The sequence below is a fragment of the Acinetobacter sp. BD54 genome, from assembly GCF_044778325.1.
In the GTDB taxonomy this organism is placed as follows: domain Bacteria; phylum Pseudomonadota; class Gammaproteobacteria; order Pseudomonadales; family Moraxellaceae; genus Acinetobacter; species Acinetobacter baumannii.
The window spans coordinates 25,374-41,450 of sequence record NZ_JANJEP010000011.1 but is presented as its reverse complement, the minus strand read 5'-3'; the positions used below and the strand labels follow the sequence as shown (position 1 = coordinate 41,450).

Sequence of the window (16,077 nt, the reverse complement as noted above, 5' to 3'; positions counted from 1 at the left end):
GTTTTCATAAATGAAAATTTTTTTGGAAAAATACTTTCATAAATTTAATATTCTGCTATTCTATTAATCATGCGGTGGACGGGTAGTGATTTCTACAAGAGTTCGCCCTGATTTTTATAAATAGGATAAGCACATGAACGACAAGACTTCACAAATTAAAGATGCCGGTATCTTAACTATTGGTAATGGAAAAGGTGGTATTGGTAAAAGTACATTTACCGTACATTCTGCATATTTCTTTTCTCAACACGGCTACAAAGTGATCGTAGTTGACCTTGATAATCAAGGTAATAGCTCCGGACATTTATTAAAACTTAATTCAAATACCGTATTGCCTGAATATGTAACCCGTCCTTCTACTCCTGTTCACAATCTAGGTGATGCCGTTTCACTTTTTCACAAGGATAATCAAAACCTTAAGTGTGATTTACAAAATGGTTCAATAGGCGTATTTCGCCCAACTAAAGCACTTGCAAGCATTAATACAAGTAGTGACAAAGAATTGGTTGCTATATTCCAAGAAAATATTAATAAGTTATTGAAATATAAAACAGTTATTATTTTTGACACTCCCCCTACTCTAAGTAATTTGATGCTTTTACCTTTATCAGTATCAAATGTAGTTATTATCCCAACAATGCTTAGCCAATATGCTTTAGACGGTATACGTGACTACATTTCTTTTACTAACAATATTAAGAAAGCATTAAATACTAAATTACTTCTTGGTGGTATTGTTCCAAATCGTGTGAATATGAAATCTTCAATTCAAAAGGAAGAGTTAGCGAAGCTTTTAGCTGAAGGTGAAAGTAACAGCATTTTCTATAAAGACAAAAACAACATTGCTTATATTACAGATAAGAACGTCATTGAAGAGGCCGTTAATTACGGATGTGCATGCTGGCATATTAATAAAACTTCTTCGCGTGATGTAAAACGTACCTTTTTCAATATCTTCAAACAAGTGGGTGTACAACTTAAATTAGCTGCATTCAATTCATCGAGCAAAGGAGAATAATCCATGAGCAGTTTATTAGATTTAGTTCTTGACGGTGATGAATCAAAAGCTAATAGTGCTAAACAAACAGAAATCGAACTACATCTTATTGATCTTGATCCAGAAAACCCACGTAAAACATTCATTGAAGCTAAAGAAAAGGATTTAGAAGAAAGTATTCGTGAAAGCGGTGTCCGCATTCCAGTAATCCTAATTAAGCATCCTCATGATGATAACCGGTTTATTGTCAAAGACGGCAATAGACGGGTTAAGAACAGTCTGCGAGCTGGCCTTCAAAAGATCCCTGCTGTAGTGGTCGAGAGTTTTTCAGAACTTGACCAATTAACAGCTAATACCATGAATGAAGACATGACTATTTATGATATTAGTCGTGCTATTGTTCGCTTAAAGGCTAAAGGATACAGCCAACGTCAAATCGGTAAAACGCTGGCTTACGGTGATGCAAAAGTTTCAAAGATTGTAGCTATCACCGATGGGTTGGATGAGGAAATTCTCGAAACTCTGGAAGATATGTGTAATCGCAATCTATTAAATGACTTCTCAGCAATGTATGAGATTGCAGTTTTATATCGTGATCATAAAGTAGATGTACGTGCTTGGGTTGAGAAACAATCTGCCACAGCTAAAAAAATTGGTATTGCGGAAGTACAGAAATTCAAAAAAACATTTGAAACAGATCTAGAAAAAGATAAACCTAAATCAAAAGAAGTTTCACTCAATGAAACTGTAATTGAGGATATTCTATCGAAAGCTAAAGAAAGCTTGCCTTTAGTATCGAAACTACATAAGGGCGAAATCAAAGATCCGGAAGAACGTGAAGAAGTTGTAAATTCTTTAGGTGAACTGATTAAGGATCTAACTTTAATTCTGAAGCAATATAAATAAGCGTTCATCAGTAATAAAAAAGAGATCTTTATAGATCTCTTTTTTATTAGATTTGTTAGGGTAAAGATGGTTCATTTAATCCTAGAATATACCCACGTTTTCCGTTAGTTTTCATATAAACAACATTCACATTCTGTAATGTTTCTGCGAGTTTAAAGAACTCTCTCTTGGCTCTTGAAGCTGGATAACAATTGGCAACTTTTTCCCTATCCACATAAGCGTAGAAGCCATCAATAGAACATAATTTCTTGAACTCATTGCCTATACGTGAATAATTAAAATTATCGTAAGCACTTGCTGACATCCACTGAAGAAGCATCAACATATCATCATATTGATTATTTAATAGATTTAAAGAAGCGTTCAAGCCGAATATTGGTGTTGTATAATCTAATGCATTATTCGCAGGATTTCTATAATAGAACTTCCAGATAGGTTCATGGTGGGATAATCGGTTCCTGAATTCTCTAATTAAGTTAAAATGGTCTTCAATGTCTTTCCTCTTAATATGTGAAGGTGCGTTTGGAAAAACGTGATGCAAAAGATTTGGCCATAGTAAATGTTTGTTCGTAACATCTTCATAATCCTTGCTAAGCAAAGTTGTCCAGAATCCAAAAGGTAACCGGCTTAGTATATCCTCCCCTTTAACCCAGCTTTTTACAGTTGATGCATCATCACGTGCTTTTTTCACATGACTTTCCGTGGTACTGAATTTTATACGTTTTCCACCTCTCACCCATTTCAAAGCTTGGTGCGGTCGCATTTTAGTTATCTTTCTATCTTGTACTGCTGTAACCAGTTGTTCAAACCATAGATCATTATTTTTATAAGAAACAAAGTTAGATCCATTTGCACTTTTAGGTTGATGATTGTTTTTTACTGAGACATCTATAGCATTTCTTAAAGTAATTTCCAAAGTCTGCATTAACGGATAAATTGCTCCAGCTAAAGCAATGTTCCAATAATATGCCCTTAGTATCTGATTCGGATCTGTTAGCTTCAAAATATTTTGATATGTGCTTAGTCTGGGGGTAGAAATAAAATCGCTCATTTTTTGAAGAAGTAATCCTTGTTTTTAAGATCTAAAGTATGGGTTAGTTGTACTACCCGAAAAATGAGTGTATTATAACAACCATAGACACGTTATGCGTTCCCTAGAATTGCAAAAACCCAATTCTATAAACATAATGTACGCAATTTGGAAAAACCACCGAAAGGTGGTTTTTCTCTATCTATAGTTTTGTTTCTTATCATTTTTTTAATTCTTAATTTTTATCATTCCATCAAAACTAAAATAATTTCTAGTTTGATAATTTGCTGTAAGGTTCCAAATCCGGTTTTTAAACATACTTCCCCCAAATCCAATTTTGTTTTTGCCAAAGATCTGTTGCACTTCCTCAATAGCCTTCATAAGTTGCTCTGTTTTCTCCAGATCTTGATGGTCAGTTAACAGATCATAGGTGTACGTATGTTTTGGTTCGAGACAAGTCAAAATCACTCCGGCTTTTTTAAATTCGATTCCGGACTTATAAACTTGATCCATTAATCTTGTTGCTGTTTGAACCAGTAACCTTAAATCATCAGTCGGTACTGCAAAAGATGAACTTTGTTCCTTTTTATAAAATGGTTTAGTTTTATCAAAAGGATTTGAATAAGCAAACACAATAATGCACCCCACAAGAACTTGTTCATTTCTCGCTCTTGTAAACGCCTCTTGTGTTCTTTTAATTACTGCTTCTTTCAAGTCATGAATATCTGTTATTCTCTGACCAAAAGTTCGTGACGATACAATTTGCTTTTTTGTCGGAGGCGTATGTTCGATATCAATACATGATATGCCATTTAACTCTAAGACAGTTCGTTTTAGTACAACTGAAAAAACACTTTGTATATGAGAAGGTGAGGCCGTCATTAGGTCGTAGACAGTATTAATATTCATGAGTCGAAGCTTCTTCTTTTGTTGACTGCCTACCCCCCAAACTTCTCCTACATCAGTGTTACGAAAAATAGAATCTTTTACTTCAGCTAAATCAAATACATTACAAATACCATTCAAGTGCGGATAGGTTTTTGCTATATAATTCATTATCTTAGCTTCAGTCTTGGAACGACCTATACCAACACAGACAGGCAAAGACAAAAGTTTCAATAATTTTTCTTTAATGTCTTGAGCGCATTGATTCAGATTATATATACCTCTGTATGAAGTAAGCTCCAAAAATGCTTCATCAACAGAGTATATTTCATGGTTTTCTGGAGATACGTATTCCGCTAGTATTTTATGAAAACGTCGGCTCATTTCTCCATAAATAATATAGTTACTTGAAAGTACAATTACATCATTCCTCATCACTAAATCTAGGATTTGAAATAAGGGCTCCCCCATCTTAATACCAAGTTTTTTTGCAGCAGGACTACGGGCTACGACATTGCCATCATTCGAGGATAAAACGATAACACTGCGGCCCGTTAGAGAGGGATCGAAAGCTGTTTCTACCGAGGTATACATGTTGTTTACATCAACAAGGAAAAAAATTTTCTTGCTTTGATTCATGATCTTTTTCTAACATTTTTTAGTATGAACGTGACGACTCCCCATACGATTAGTTTTTGACCTTCATTAAAATATATATCTTGGTAATCTGGATTTTCAGCCTTTAACCAAATCTTCGAACCTTCAATCTTTAAACGTTTAACAGTGAATTCATTCTCTATAAGCGCTACAACAATATCGTTATTCTTCGCTTCTAAACTTCGATCAACAACCAATTCATCGTTGATATCGATTCCAGCATTTATCATTGATAATGAGCACACTTTCACAATAAATGTCGCAGCTTCGTTCCGGATTAAATGCTCATTCATATCCATCAATTTATCAACATAATCTTGTGCCGGTGATGGAAATCCTGCTGATATCCTTTCACTTACGAAAGGTATTTCTTTTATTGAAGATCCAACTACCTCATGCATGGAAAGGACATCCGTACAAACCTGACCGAGACCGAGCAACAACTTGGCATGCTCCAATTCTGAATTAATTACTCTATTCATATTAAAACCTCTTGAAAACGTAACGTAATCAAAATAATAAAGTAGAGCACAGCTTAATTTCAAATTTAAAAGTTGTGGATAAACAAATTGATCTAGAAAAAATGATCAACGGATAAAGGAATATTTAATTTTTTTATGCGGGCCTCTACCGCTTATAGAACAGTTTTTAAACAATTTTACTTATAGCTTCATTCAGTAAAGACCGTACTCGATGTCTTCAAACAAACATTGTTTGTAAAAGTCATTTTTTGCTGACAAAAATTAAAACGTGGTTGTAGCTATCATTGGGAGTTTTTAGACATAATTCTAGATATAGTGAGTTTTCTCTTTTTTTCAAACTTCCATGTAGTTACAAGTTCAGATAACCATCGATCTAGATAATGGACTATTCTTATTCTTTCCTGATCTTCAGGGTATGTATTAACTTTGGTGTGCCAGCTTGAAGGTGGTTCATCTGGACCATAAACAAGAAACTCATTGATATATCCTGAAGCTTTTAGCTTATCACTAACCCACACTTCAAAGACTCTAGCAAAAAGCTCAGTTGGATCAGTCCAATATGCTTCTTTTCTCCCTTGATCTAATAAACACGCATTCTTTGCAAATGTAGAATTAATCCTTACTTGATCTTCATCAATTATGTTCTTATCTGAAGTAAAAATCATATTTTCAAGAAGAACTTTAAAACATCTCAGGCTTTCGGATTCACTCACCTTTAAACTATTTGTATTAAGGCTAAGCGAGTGATTATTGTATTTAGTAATAAAAGATTCAGTTAGAAAATCTCTTTTTGTTTTACTCTTTAAAGCTAAATAAGCATCTAACGCATGGCCAAATTCATGAGCAAGTGCTCCCACACCTTTTGTCTTTGTCAAATGAATTAGCCATTGATCAAGCTCAAAATGTGCTGCTGCCCCATCATACCCTCGCCCTCTGCTGCCAAAAGCAATACCCAATTTACCACCTAGTGAGGCAAAAGAAGGTGGTAAACCACAAAGCCTTGTAAGATCTATAAAGGAATCATAAGTAGCGTCTAGGAAACCTTGTCTTTCAGATTGAGTTACATAATTTCCCCATTCAATCCCTCTAAATTTAAAGGTACTCAAAAACTCCTCAGTTGAAATATTTGATTGACGATATGTTTCCCCTACCCGTACAAATGGTCGATTAAATGTAGGGCGTTTTGGAGGCTTAGAACGCACTTTTGAGTTATTTTCTGGCTGCTCTTCTTTCCTTTTTTGAATAATACTTCTGAATGCAGATTTGGCCACTTGTAATGCAGCCTCATAATGATCATGCTTGGCCCAATTATCTAAGCTCCGGATCCTCCGCTCCTTGATGCCTTCTATTGCATACCAAAATAGGTTTTTTGAATCATTATCCGAAAACTCATAAGCTCCAAAACAATCTGAATCCAGAATTAACTTATGTGGCCAGCCAATATTAAGTAGATTTTTAAAACGAATTCTAGAATGTAAATTGAAATATAATGGATGCTGGACAACCCGCCCCTTTCTTCTACCAGCAGCATACAACTCATTACCAGAATATTTCGCTTTCATAAAATCGTTGAAGTCTTGAACTAATACATCTCTATTTTCATAAGATTTTTTTTCATAAGCTTCTTTCAAAAAATTCAATGTATCTTCATACGCTTTTTCAAATGATTGGCCACTAATATTGAACCACCCCCCGTTTAAAGGCTTATTGCATAAACCTTCATACACAAGCATAAAAAGTAATGCATGCTCTTTAGTTTTAATTCCGTTATGAACGTCTTCTCTAAAATTCGGTGAAGGCCATATCTTTTTTTTTGTTATTTTGCTGTCATTTTTTTCTAGCTTAAATGGTTGATTGAAGATCGGAGAAGCCGCATCTTTACGCGCACCTTCGAATTTTTCTCCAGCATCTTCAATTCTTGTATTACTTAATTCATCCATTTAAGCCCGCCATTCAGATCAGATTAAAATACAGCTCCTTGAGCAAGAATCATCTTCGCCTCTCTTGTACCCGACTCAAGCAAAAACTTGAGCTGTTCCGACTCATTATTGGCAATAACTGAAGGTATGTTATGGCAAGCATCAGCTAATGATTCAATATTTTGAATATCTTTAACTGATAACCCACCATTGCCTTGAGCTCTTCTTATAATTACCCTGATCGCGATTAAACTTTCAGATACAGACGTCAGCGCACTTCGCTCTATTGGATTCAGGTTATTCAATATATGCGCCTTATTTACTGCCAAAAATTTGAGCTGCCTTATATGAAGTTAAGCCCATTATTTTAGCTCTACAGTAATCACCGGTGCCTAAACTTGCTGCACCTTGCATACCGGTCTGAATTTGGCCAATCTGATTGCATAAATTGTTAATCGATGATAGATCCGAAACGGCTTTATTCCATGCAGGAATTTTGGATTTTTCCGGTGAATGACCCTTAATTGTTTCAGCAAGTTGGGCATGCTTAGCTATAACTTCGTTATAACAAGTAAGCGAATCCCCATAGTTTGCTTCACCGCAACTATCTGTCATTTGCTCGACTTGCTTGAACTGGTTTTGAAACTTGGAGTTCGCACTAGCAGTTACAGAAGCACCTAGAATTAAAGATATCAAGAGTAATTTTTTCATTTCTGGCTCCCAATCACAGCATGTTAAAAATCGAATAGTTCAAAATATATTTACAATAGGCTGAACTCGATGACTCAGTCCCATTAGTTTTAAGCTTTGAACAATTTTGCTCAATTCTAGCCTTATATTGGCTATAAACTTTTGCGTTCTTTTGCTGGTTAATTGAAGCCAGCTTTTGATTCAATTTTGTATAACGCGAAATAAAGTTTTTATCGTCTTCCTTAGTGTTTAACGTGATAGGATTTGCATCTGCTTCATCCATTACTTGATAGAATTGATCATTCAAATCGGCTGCGTAACTTGTACCAATTGAACCGGCCAAAGTAATGGCTAATAAAATATTTTTTGTTAACACTTTCTTACTCCTTATTATGGGAAATCAGGGAAATAAACTCGAATATGAGCTTTAAATTTCGATCCATTTACAGCTTCAGCAGCCGTGATAACACCGTCTCCATTCACATCCCATGCTGGGTTATCTCTGAAGACAGCCGAATGTCTTGCAATCGTATATCCTCCCTTCGGCACGCCCATAACTAAACCATAAAGTGTCGCTAAACTAACTGGTTTAGATTCACGTAATCCACGATCTTTAAAGTACTTTTCAACATACTTCATTTGTTCTGTAAATGATAATGATCCAAATTGTGAACGTGTCATGCCCCAATAATCCCATTGATCTCGCGGCGTCTTATCATTTCCAGTTCCGTCCGTATACTGCATAAATTGAATCAAACCGGTTGCAGACCCTTTTGGATTGCGTATGCTTGGACTAAATGAACCAGCCGTTTCAAAACTAATAACAGCAGCTAAGTCATTAGGGTTTGCACCAATTGCCTGAGCGACTGCAATAATTGCAGCTTTCTTATCAGCAGTTAAACCATAACTTCCATTACGTTTTGTAACTGTTGCATTCATTACTTCTGTATCTGAAGCAATCGGTGGAAGATCTTCAAGCTCTAAGCGACTGATTAAAGCAATATTACGGCCATTTTCAATAGCCTGTCTTAACTCTTCAATCTTACCTTGTAGGACTCGTGCCTTTGCAATTGCGTAAGCTGCAAAAAGTGCTTCAATGCGTTCATTTTGCTTTAAAAGTTGTGTTTTAAGATGGTTTTTAGCAATTTCAATATTTAAAAATTCGACCCATAAAGATCGATTTGAAGCTTTTACCAGATCTTGAGCCCAGCCAGCAGAAGCGAAACGTTTGAAAGCTAAATTTTCAATGTGGCCTTTTACTGATCCATCATCACCAATATCAAGTTTAGTTTCTTCAGAACTCCCCACCTGCCCTGAATCTTTAAAAATATCTTCTACTTCTCGATAAGTAATGTTTGGATCGTAAGCTTGTGCTTCAGTGATCTCACCATTTTCAAGAGCTTTTTGTCTAGCCTCAATGACAGAAATATTTACTTTTGCTAGTTGCTCATCAGTAGCTCCATATCCTTGAGGTAACTTAAACTGAACCCCAGCAAATTTTGGCTGTGTTGCACCAGCTCCTACTGGCAAATTAGCTCCATAGAGGATATTAAACTGTTGTCTAATAGTAGAACCGAGATAGTTTTTATAGGTACTATCCGTTATTTTTATATCATCTTTTAAATATGGTGTCGGATCAGTTACGTAGTATCCTTCGATTCCATTCTTACTTAGACCTATTGTCTGAATATTCTGATATGGATTCGTATTAGCGCTTCCCTTTGGACTACCAAGCCATGCATTTCTGGCACGGGATCCTTCTTTTTGTGGAATTGCATAATCAAAATGTAAATGTGTACCGAACGATATACCGGTATTACCCATTGTCCCTAAATATTGCCCCTTCTTTACTTCAGTACCGATATTTAAAGGGGAGCGCGTAGCTAAATGAAGATACTGATATACGTCATTATTTTCTTTCCTTTTAACGCGAATATAATTACCACCACCGGTCATCCATCCATTCGCAATAACGACACCATCCGCAATTGCGTACAGACTATGATTACCATTTGAGTTGATGATATCTAAACCGGAATGTGACCGCGGTGATCCATCCGATCGAAATCGAGTAATACCAAAACGTGATGTAACGAGAAGATTACCAGTTAAAGGAAAATCACCAGCATCTAAATTTGATGGTTTACCAGTTTGACCAGACGGTTTGGCATATTCAAAGTTGGTGGCCGAAGCATGTAAATCTGCAATAACAGCAGCAGACATCATCAAGACAAGAAGCCTTAGTTTTGTTGAACCAAGTGTTATCATTTTACCGTTTGCCCTAAAGGTAGGTTATTTTTTTCAGTGGTAAACCATCTGAATTTTCTACCTCTAATTTTCTTCTAATCCTTAAAATTATGCAAGTTTGTTGATTCTGATTTTTATTTTTTGAATATATCAGTTTTTTAAAAATTCCTTACATAAAATAGCTTGATCCTTGTGAATGCTAATTTATAATTTAATCAAGATATATATAAGAATGTTAAAGGAGTTTGAGTATGTCAAATATGCGCTATTCAAATGACGGCATTGATAATGGCTTATTTGCTCCACATGTTTTAGACAGAAATGCCCGTGATTTTGATCAATATATGAAAGATCATACTCCGGCTGCCGTTGCACGTATTCGTAATTTCACAAGAAATATTAATACACCTGTTCATCAAAATGCTTATTCTCAAGAATATGTAAATCGTCTTTTGAATTACATAAGTCAATTAGAAAACTCAAATTCTAATTATGAGACTCGATTAGGTAATGCATTCAAAAGCATCAACAATGCAAACGCGACTATAGACAGACTAGACGATTTGGTAACTGATTTGAAAAAACGGTTATCTAAATATGAAAATGTCTAATTTTAAATAAACCAAAAAAAGAAGGCCGGTTATGTACCGGCCTTTTTACTATCAGTTTTTTGGCTTCTTATCCACTGGATCAGGAGCAACACTGTTGGCTCCAGAAGCAGAAGATGGGACAATACGATATTCAGTTGGAATATAACCCGTTTGATTAGCTCCAGCATTTACATCTGAAAGGACGCTCGTTCCGGCCGAAGCTTCATTCTGAAGACCCCGTCTACCCGCGAAGCTAACACTCGAAGCAATAGCACCACCTATACCACCCTCTCTAGCTCCAGCAGCCGCCGCAGACTGCCAATTAGAATTACTTGAGCTTGGGGTAGCATTAGGTAAGTGAGTTTGAGCTCCCGATGATTGTTCATTAGGCTGCCCTTTATTCATCAATACTGATCCATCACCACGTGTACCGGCTCCACCGCCACCAGCAGGACTACCACCCCCACCGTTACCACCGGAACCACCGCCAGAGCCACCACGTCCACCACCAGAGGTATTATAGTAACCAGCAGCCGGATTTGCAGCACGACCAACATTCTGACCTAAATTTGTCTCGCCAAGTGAACGAGATAAATTAGTACCCAACCAAGCTAATACACTATCCGCAAGCGAACTAGGTAATCCAAAAATTAAATAAATAATTGGTAAAAGGATTAAGCAATATAAAATTACCCACCCCATTAGCCAGAAGAACTGAGCTAAAGCAGCAATAAACCCATTATTAGTGAACTGTACAGCTCCCATGATTGCGAAGAAACCATCAGTAGTAAATGTTAATAAAGGATCGGAAATAATAAACGCCAAGAAGAATCCGACTAGCGATAGCATCGGCCTAAAGAATAAGGCAACTACAGTTAAGTAACCTTGTGTCTGGCTACCAACAAAACTTTGTTCAGGGATCATATGCATTACTGACCAAAGGATTAAGCCAACCATAGTTTGCAGGATATGAATAATCCAGCCAATAACAGCGAAGAAGAAGAATACAAACGGTAAAGTCGGGATAATTACAGCAAGATAATAGGCAACGAGTTTACCCATCACCATAATTTTGCCTAGCTTTTCAGAATAATAGTCAACAAGACCAATGACAATTTCAGCAGCAGTTCCGATATTATCTGAGAAAACAGCACCAGTTGCACCAGCAGCAGATAGACCAGTTCTCACGCCAGTTAGAGTAGTATCTACAGCCGTTAAAGCAATGTGAAGTACGTTACCCGTGTTCTGCATACGAGTTACAGCGTCTACGCCATCGTCTTGTCCAGTGCCAGTAAAAGTCTCAATAAAGATTCTCATGGTATTTGAAACTAGTGTGGTATTTGCAGCTTCAACATCTTTAGAGATCTGCTTAAATGAAACATCTGAATTAGTTATATCTTCAGGAATTAAATTCTGAATATCGTTAGTTGATAGGGTTGTTACTACTTGAGGTGTCTTGAGGTAATTGTTTACAGTAGAGTCCATCTGTGTGACTAGAACGTTATAAATCATACGTTCTTTTTCACTGGCAACGCCTTCTCTGTTAAGACGTTGTAAGTCTGGATTCGTACCTTCATAAATGGTTTTTGCGCGAGCCTCATAAATATCACGCTGGAATTCACCAAGTTTCTTCTTAGTGAGAGCTACTTGTGTCCAACCACGTTCAGCAAAATATTGAATTGTTTTATTAATATAACTATTTTGATTTGACTGTAAGTGGGAGTTAATAGACGCATCAGTTCGTCTAATTTCATCAGTAATAATTTTATCAAATTCTTCATTATTAAAAGCTTGATTAAAATTACGTGCATACTCTTCAGGACTAATCGCTTCAGATGGCAATCTATTTACATATGCAAGTACTGCTTCATTTAATCGAACAATACCCTGAAATTTAAGATTTTGTATATTGAGTAATAAACGTTTTTTGAAATCTTTATATGATTCTAAATCCGGATTTTCAGATGTTAAATATTTAAAATTCGAATCAACAGAGTCAGCATTAGCTACAATGTAAGAGGATGTACCACATATTGCTCCGAAATATCCCTGATCTAAGACATTATTTCTGTCAACTAGAGAGCTGTTAAATTGTCTTTCTCCTCCAATATTAGAAACATAATAAGTTTGGCCATCCGAATATTTTTTTTCACCGACAGAAACACCTTCAGCCGCAAAATTCTGATTCAAAACACGTACACATGTGTATTGCCGAAGCTTTTGGATTGCGTATGCGCGAAAGCCATACGGATCTAAACCGTCTACTGAAGCAAAGGATGGCGATGGGTTCATAACAACAGTATTTAAAAATTCTCTGTATGCCTTGTTAGTTTCACCATTCGAGGCTAATACAACCATCATAAGTACCACACTGGAAACTGAATATAATGATGTGGTGGGTAGAATCATGACACCAGACATCAAGATACGAAGTATTACCCAATGTTTTTTCTTTCCAGCACCAAAGACTTCACCATCTCGTGCAGTGTGTAATACGGAAGTAAAAACTAGAAAGAGAAAAAGAAAAGCGGCAAACACTAAGGCTAAATGACCTAATGCACCAAAGAGTACAGGCGTTAATTCACCCGTAGCAGGTGCAGTTGCAGCAGCGGACTTACCCAGCACGAATGCTTGAATAAACCCATCACCAAAAATTTTTCCCAGCAGGTCTATTGCTGCATCGTTTTGACATGTACTGTCAGTCTGCGAAGGGCAAAATATGCTCATTACTCTTATCCTTTATTTCTAACAAGGACCACAGGTCTGTTAGGTTTTTAAACAAGTAGCTCAACTATCTTGTCTTAAATTATTCGGAATGCTGTCAAAATATTAGTTTTCAAAGCACAATTAATTTTAATTTAAAAAATGGAAATAGACAATTTTTAAAAAACAAAATGCAATTGACTATCATTCGGACACATATAACAATAAATTAAGATTCGCAAAAAAAATAAAGGTAGAATGCATTGTTAGCACATTAATTATGGTGTTTAATGTAAAAAGTTAACGTTAACTTTTTCCTTTGATTTTGATAGATATATCGCTGTTTTCGAGGTATGTATGTATAGTAGCACAAAATCGTTTAGCAATTTGTATGCTTCTATTGTTCATATGCAAGAGCACCAATCTCTTGAAGAATTACAAGCGAATCAAATCATTAACCATGCAATGAAGAATGGTCCTGATCACAAACTGAATCGTCTTCTAGAAGACCAAATACTTAATGGTGTTAAAGGGTTCAATATTGAAAATATGGGAATGAAGCACGAAATTTTTAATGACAAAGTTCTAATGAATCTTAAAAGAGAACGTGCCACTCTCCAAGACATTAACAGCATCATCATTGATACAGCATTACAATTTTCGCGCAATCCGGATCAAATCGAATTGAATGAAGAAAAATTAAAGAGCTCTCTAAATACAATCAAAAATCTGCATTGCGAACGTTCGCTAAAAATTGATCTAATCCGGAACATGAAAGAAGGTGTACTTACGTTTGTTCCAGAAGAACAAAGAAATGATATTGAACGAGTAATAATTAGTAAGCAACGTGAAATTGAACGTACAGCTACTCAATCAAATAAAGTAGTATTAGAATCAAAGATTCCTAACAGCTTCAATCCAAGATAATCATGACTGCTGGACAGCATGATAAAAAAATGAGGATCGCCATGAAAAGTGAAAATTCAATTGAGTGTTCAAAGATCATTCCCTTAACGGGAATATTAAATCAAAGTCCTTTATTAAATACATTACACAAAAGTGTAAAGCTTGAAATTCCTGAAATTAATAACCAACGAAGAGCTTTAAGCAATATTTTTAATAGACTTGGAATAGATAATATTCAGCAAGTAATTATCAGTGAACCGAAATTAAATAAAGAAGTACTTAGTGAACTAGCAAATAACTTCTTTACTAGCAGTTTTCCTCAAAAAGCTGAAGAACTTATTCGCAAGATGTCTATGCCTGAGTATGGATTTACAGATCCAAAACAACCTTCCCCTTCTACACTGGCCATGAATACAGTTACCCAACCTCAGAGTGACATTCAAAAGCAGATCATTGAGGAAATCAAACAAAGATCGGCAGAATCTATGCAGGAGTTTAACCAGCAGAAAAATGAAAGTAACAACAAAACGAATGAAATTGATTTAAATAATTTCTTTTAAATATTAAGGCAATCTATATACTTGGCGTGGTAATCTTCGCGCCAAGTATTGAAAAAAGTTAAAATCCAAAGCATCGATATACTCCAATTCATTATTATATATTAAATCTAATCTATCTTTGTCTAGCTCCCCTCCAGAACATCGAATATAGTTTAAAGATTGTGAAAAACTATCTAGGTAAAAAAAGATTAAAGAGTAAACATTTATGAAAAGTGGATCATGAACGAGAACATCATTTAATTTATTAATCTTATTTTTAATAAAAATTGATAAAGATCTCACCTTAACTAAAACTTCTTTTTTTAGGCTTTCCGGTACAGAAATATTGATAAAAATAGAAGTATAGTTATCAACTATATATTTATAAAAATACATACTCGATAAAGTATGAGAAGTCTGGTAAATAAATTGTAGCTTCAAATAATTGACTTTTAAACTTTCAACTTTAATAAATATTTGCTCTAGTGATCGGTTTAAGTAATCAAGAAAATCAGCCACGAATCCACACGGAATCGATGTATTATGAATAGAAAAGCTGACTTTAGAATAATTATAAAAGAACTGTTTTATAAGTTCACGAACATAGTTAGAAGTGATTTCTTCGTGGATATCCTGCTTTGAAAGAAAAGATAGATAAGAGTTGTCTACACGTGAAGGAACCGAATGTTGATCGGATGTGGAAAACGTTTGGCTCTGTTGAGCTGTAGAATCTTCAGAACTTGAACTGTCAGAAACAAATGAGAAGTCATAATTGAGTAAGTCCTGTTCACTTACTTCAGCAAACATTGTAAAACTAGTGCCATCAGCAAAAGAGTATGTTGACTCACTTAAATCTATATTAAGCATATAGTCATCAAGTAAGTCTAAAAAATTAAATAAATTATGTCTCAACTGGTCAAGTAAATGATCAATGCTATAATTTAATGAAAGCAACTTGCCAAACTTTTGGTAATCCGAAATATTAAAAATTGATAAACAACTTAAGTAAAAAAAGTTCCTAAAGAAAGGAAAATTAAAAGTTGGATTTAATATAACTAATTCTTCCCAAGCCATTTCAATATCGATGTTCATCCTTTCTGTATGATCTGAATTGTTAACTTGATTATAAGTTAAACCCACCTCATGTAATTCGTATCTATTTGAAGATGTTAAGGACCAAAAATCTAATATCATTTGAGGATGTGAAGATGCATCCCATGAATAAGTACCAAATGGTTCAAAATTTTCATGTAAGTAAATACACATACAAAAATGATGTAAACCCCATACCCTCTCGCCATTGGTCATATAGTTTTTATAATTAATAAATACGGAGTAATAACCAGAAGATAATAAATCTTGAATTTTCTTCAGAATAATGTTTATGGTAATGGTATTGATGTTATCAACATCTTTAGATATAAACTTTGGAAATAATTTATTAATAAAACCTGCATAACTAACACTATTATCAAGCGATTGTAGAGCATCTTCGAGCTCATATTTGAATATACGCATTCTTGCCA

Annotated in this window: 15 protein-coding genes; 5 read left to right on the top strand and 10 right to left on the bottom strand. The window is 35.2% G+C overall.

Annotated features, from left to right (window positions below; all coding sequences use genetic code 11):
- The first annotated feature begins 133 nt into the window (after positions 1–133).
- Both NQ782_RS16150 and NQ782_RS16145 read left to right on the top strand, forming a co-directional pair.
- Positions 134–1,018 carry a ParA family protein gene (locus NQ782_RS16150; protein WP_000998563.1) on the top strand — a complete coding sequence of 295 codons (885 nt, stop codon included), beginning with the start codon at positions 134–136 and terminating at the stop codon, positions 1,016–1,018.
- A gap of 3 nt (positions 1,019–1,021) precedes the next feature.
- Positions 1,022–1,903, top strand: coding sequence for a ParB/RepB/Spo0J family partition protein (locus NQ782_RS16145; protein WP_000096589.1), 882 nt, complete (start codon positions 1,022–1,024; stop codon positions 1,901–1,903).
- 55 nt (positions 1,904–1,958) lie between these two features.
- On the opposite strand, the gene NQ782_RS16140 is transcribed toward NQ782_RS16145, so the two are convergent.
- The 8 genes from NQ782_RS16140 to NQ782_RS16105 form a co-directional block, all read right to left on the bottom strand.
- On the bottom strand, positions 1,959–2,954 hold the full coding sequence (locus tag NQ782_RS16140) for an Abi family protein (RefSeq protein WP_001279078.1): 996 nt from the start codon (positions 2,952–2,954) through the stop codon (positions 1,959–1,961).
- Between the two features lie 207 nt (positions 2,955–3,161).
- Entirely contained in the window at positions 3,162–4,457 is a 1,296-nt protein-coding gene (locus NQ782_RS16135; RefSeq protein ID WP_001076471.1) for a Y-family DNA polymerase, read from the bottom strand.
- Positions 4,454–4,957 (bottom strand): LexA family transcriptional regulator, encoded by a 504-nt coding sequence (locus NQ782_RS16130; RefSeq protein WP_001082459.1) that lies wholly within the window; start codon positions 4,955–4,957, stop codon positions 4,454–4,456. Before NQ782_RS16130 ends, NQ782_RS16135 begins: the two co-directional genes overlap by 4 nt.
- A 281-nt stretch (positions 4,958–5,238) precedes the next feature.
- Complete coding sequence (locus tag NQ782_RS16125; protein WP_031967041.1) at positions 5,239–6,897, bottom strand: LPD1 domain-containing protein; 1,659 nt, start codon at positions 6,895–6,897, stop codon at positions 5,239–5,241.
- 23 nt (positions 6,898–6,920) lie between these two features.
- On the bottom strand, positions 6,921–7,181 hold the full coding sequence (locus NQ782_RS16120; RefSeq protein ID WP_046882707.1) for a hypothetical protein: 261 nt from the start codon (positions 7,179–7,181) through the stop codon (positions 6,921–6,923).
- 10 nt (positions 7,182–7,191) lie between these two features.
- Positions 7,192–7,587 (bottom strand): hypothetical protein, encoded by a 396-nt coding sequence (locus tag NQ782_RS16115; protein WP_000734955.1) that lies wholly within the window; start codon positions 7,585–7,587, stop codon positions 7,192–7,194.
- Positions 7,588–7,600: 13 nt separating this feature from the next.
- Entirely contained in the window at positions 7,601–7,942 is a 342-nt protein-coding gene (locus NQ782_RS16110; RefSeq protein WP_000956387.1) for a hypothetical protein, read from the bottom strand.
- Positions 7,943–7,956: 14 nt separating this feature from the next.
- Positions 7,957–9,792: a M23 family metallopeptidase gene (locus NQ782_RS16105; protein ID WP_267581267.1), complete on the bottom strand. Its 1,836-nt coding sequence runs from the start codon at positions 9,790–9,792 to the stop codon at positions 7,957–7,959.
- Positions 9,793–10,064: 272 nt separating this feature from the next.
- Between NQ782_RS16105 and NQ782_RS16100 the strand changes: the two genes are divergently transcribed.
- A complete protein-coding gene (locus tag NQ782_RS16100; RefSeq protein ID WP_000069169.1) occupies positions 10,065–10,424 on the top strand; it encodes a hypothetical protein in 360 nt (119 codons plus the stop codon).
- 51 nt (positions 10,425–10,475) lie between these two features.
- Here NQ782_RS16100 and NQ782_RS16095 read toward each other — a convergent pair whose 3' ends face one another.
- A complete protein-coding gene (locus NQ782_RS16095; protein WP_000021505.1) occupies positions 10,476–13,130 on the bottom strand; it encodes a DotA/TraY family protein in 2,655 nt (884 codons plus the stop codon).
- Positions 13,131–13,463: 333 nt separating this feature from the next.
- Here NQ782_RS16095 and NQ782_RS16090 point away from each other — a divergent pair, with 333 nt between their 5' ends.
- Together NQ782_RS16090 and NQ782_RS16085 are read left to right on the top strand one after the other, a co-directional pair.
- Positions 13,464–14,033, top strand: a complete 570-nt coding sequence (locus NQ782_RS16090) for a hypothetical protein (RefSeq protein WP_000287492.1) — start codon at positions 13,464–13,466, stop codon at positions 14,031–14,033.
- A gap of 2 nt (positions 14,034–14,035) precedes the next feature.
- Positions 14,036–14,572: a hypothetical protein gene (locus tag NQ782_RS16085; RefSeq protein ID WP_000123889.1), complete on the top strand. Its 537-nt coding sequence runs from the start codon at positions 14,036–14,038 to the stop codon at positions 14,570–14,572.
- A gap of 3 nt (positions 14,573–14,575) precedes the next feature.
- Here the strand turns inward: NQ782_RS16085 and NQ782_RS16080 are convergent, their stop codons facing one another.
- On the bottom strand, positions 14,576–16,069 hold the full coding sequence (locus NQ782_RS16080) for a hypothetical protein (protein ID WP_001217962.1): 1,494 nt from the start codon (positions 16,067–16,069) through the stop codon (positions 14,576–14,578).
- Positions 16,070–16,077: the final 8 nt, after the last annotated feature.

Bases quoted from the DNA above. Each gene is read 5' to 3' on its own strand.
- NQ782_RS16145 (WP_000096589.1), top strand. From the start codon at position 1,022: ATGAGCAGTTTATTAGATTTAGTTCTTGACGGTGATGAATCAAAAGCT.
- NQ782_RS16135 (WP_001076471.1), bottom strand. From the start codon at position 4,457: ATGAATCAAAGCAAGAAAATTTTTTTCCTTGTTGATGTAAACAACATG.
- NQ782_RS16080 (WP_001217962.1), bottom strand. From the start codon at position 16,069: ATGCGTATATTCAAATATGAGCTCGAAGATGCTCTACAATCGCTTGAT.
- NQ782_RS16130 (WP_001082459.1), bottom strand. From the start codon at position 4,957: ATGAATAGAGTAATTAATTCAGAATTGGAGCATGCCAAGTTGTTGCTC.
- NQ782_RS16085 (WP_000123889.1), top strand. From the start codon at position 14,036: ATGACTGCTGGACAGCATGATAAAAAAATGAGGATCGCCATGAAAAGT.
- NQ782_RS16090 (WP_000287492.1), top strand. From the start codon at position 13,464: ATGTATAGTAGCACAAAATCGTTTAGCAATTTGTATGCTTCTATTGTT.
- NQ782_RS16100 (WP_000069169.1), top strand. From the start codon at position 10,065: ATGTCAAATATGCGCTATTCAAATGACGGCATTGATAATGGCTTATTT.
- NQ782_RS16105 (WP_267581267.1), bottom strand. From the start codon at position 9,792: ATGATGTCTGCTGCTGTTATTGCAGATTTACATGCTTCGGCCACCAAC.
- NQ782_RS16125 (WP_031967041.1), bottom strand. From the start codon at position 6,897: ATGGATGAATTAAGTAATACAAGAATTGAAGATGCTGGAGAAAAATTC.
- NQ782_RS16150 (WP_000998563.1), top strand. From the start codon at position 134: ATGAACGACAAGACTTCACAAATTAAAGATGCCGGTATCTTAACTATT.
- NQ782_RS16115 (WP_000734955.1), bottom strand. From the start codon at position 7,587: ATGAAAAAATTACTCTTGATATCTTTAATTCTAGGTGCTTCTGTAACT.
- NQ782_RS16095 (WP_000021505.1), bottom strand. From the start codon at position 13,130: ATGAGCATATTTTGCCCTTCGCAGACTGACAGTACATGTCAAAACGAT.
- NQ782_RS16140 (WP_001279078.1), bottom strand. From the start codon at position 2,954: ATGAGCGATTTTATTTCTACCCCCAGACTAAGCACATATCAAAATATT.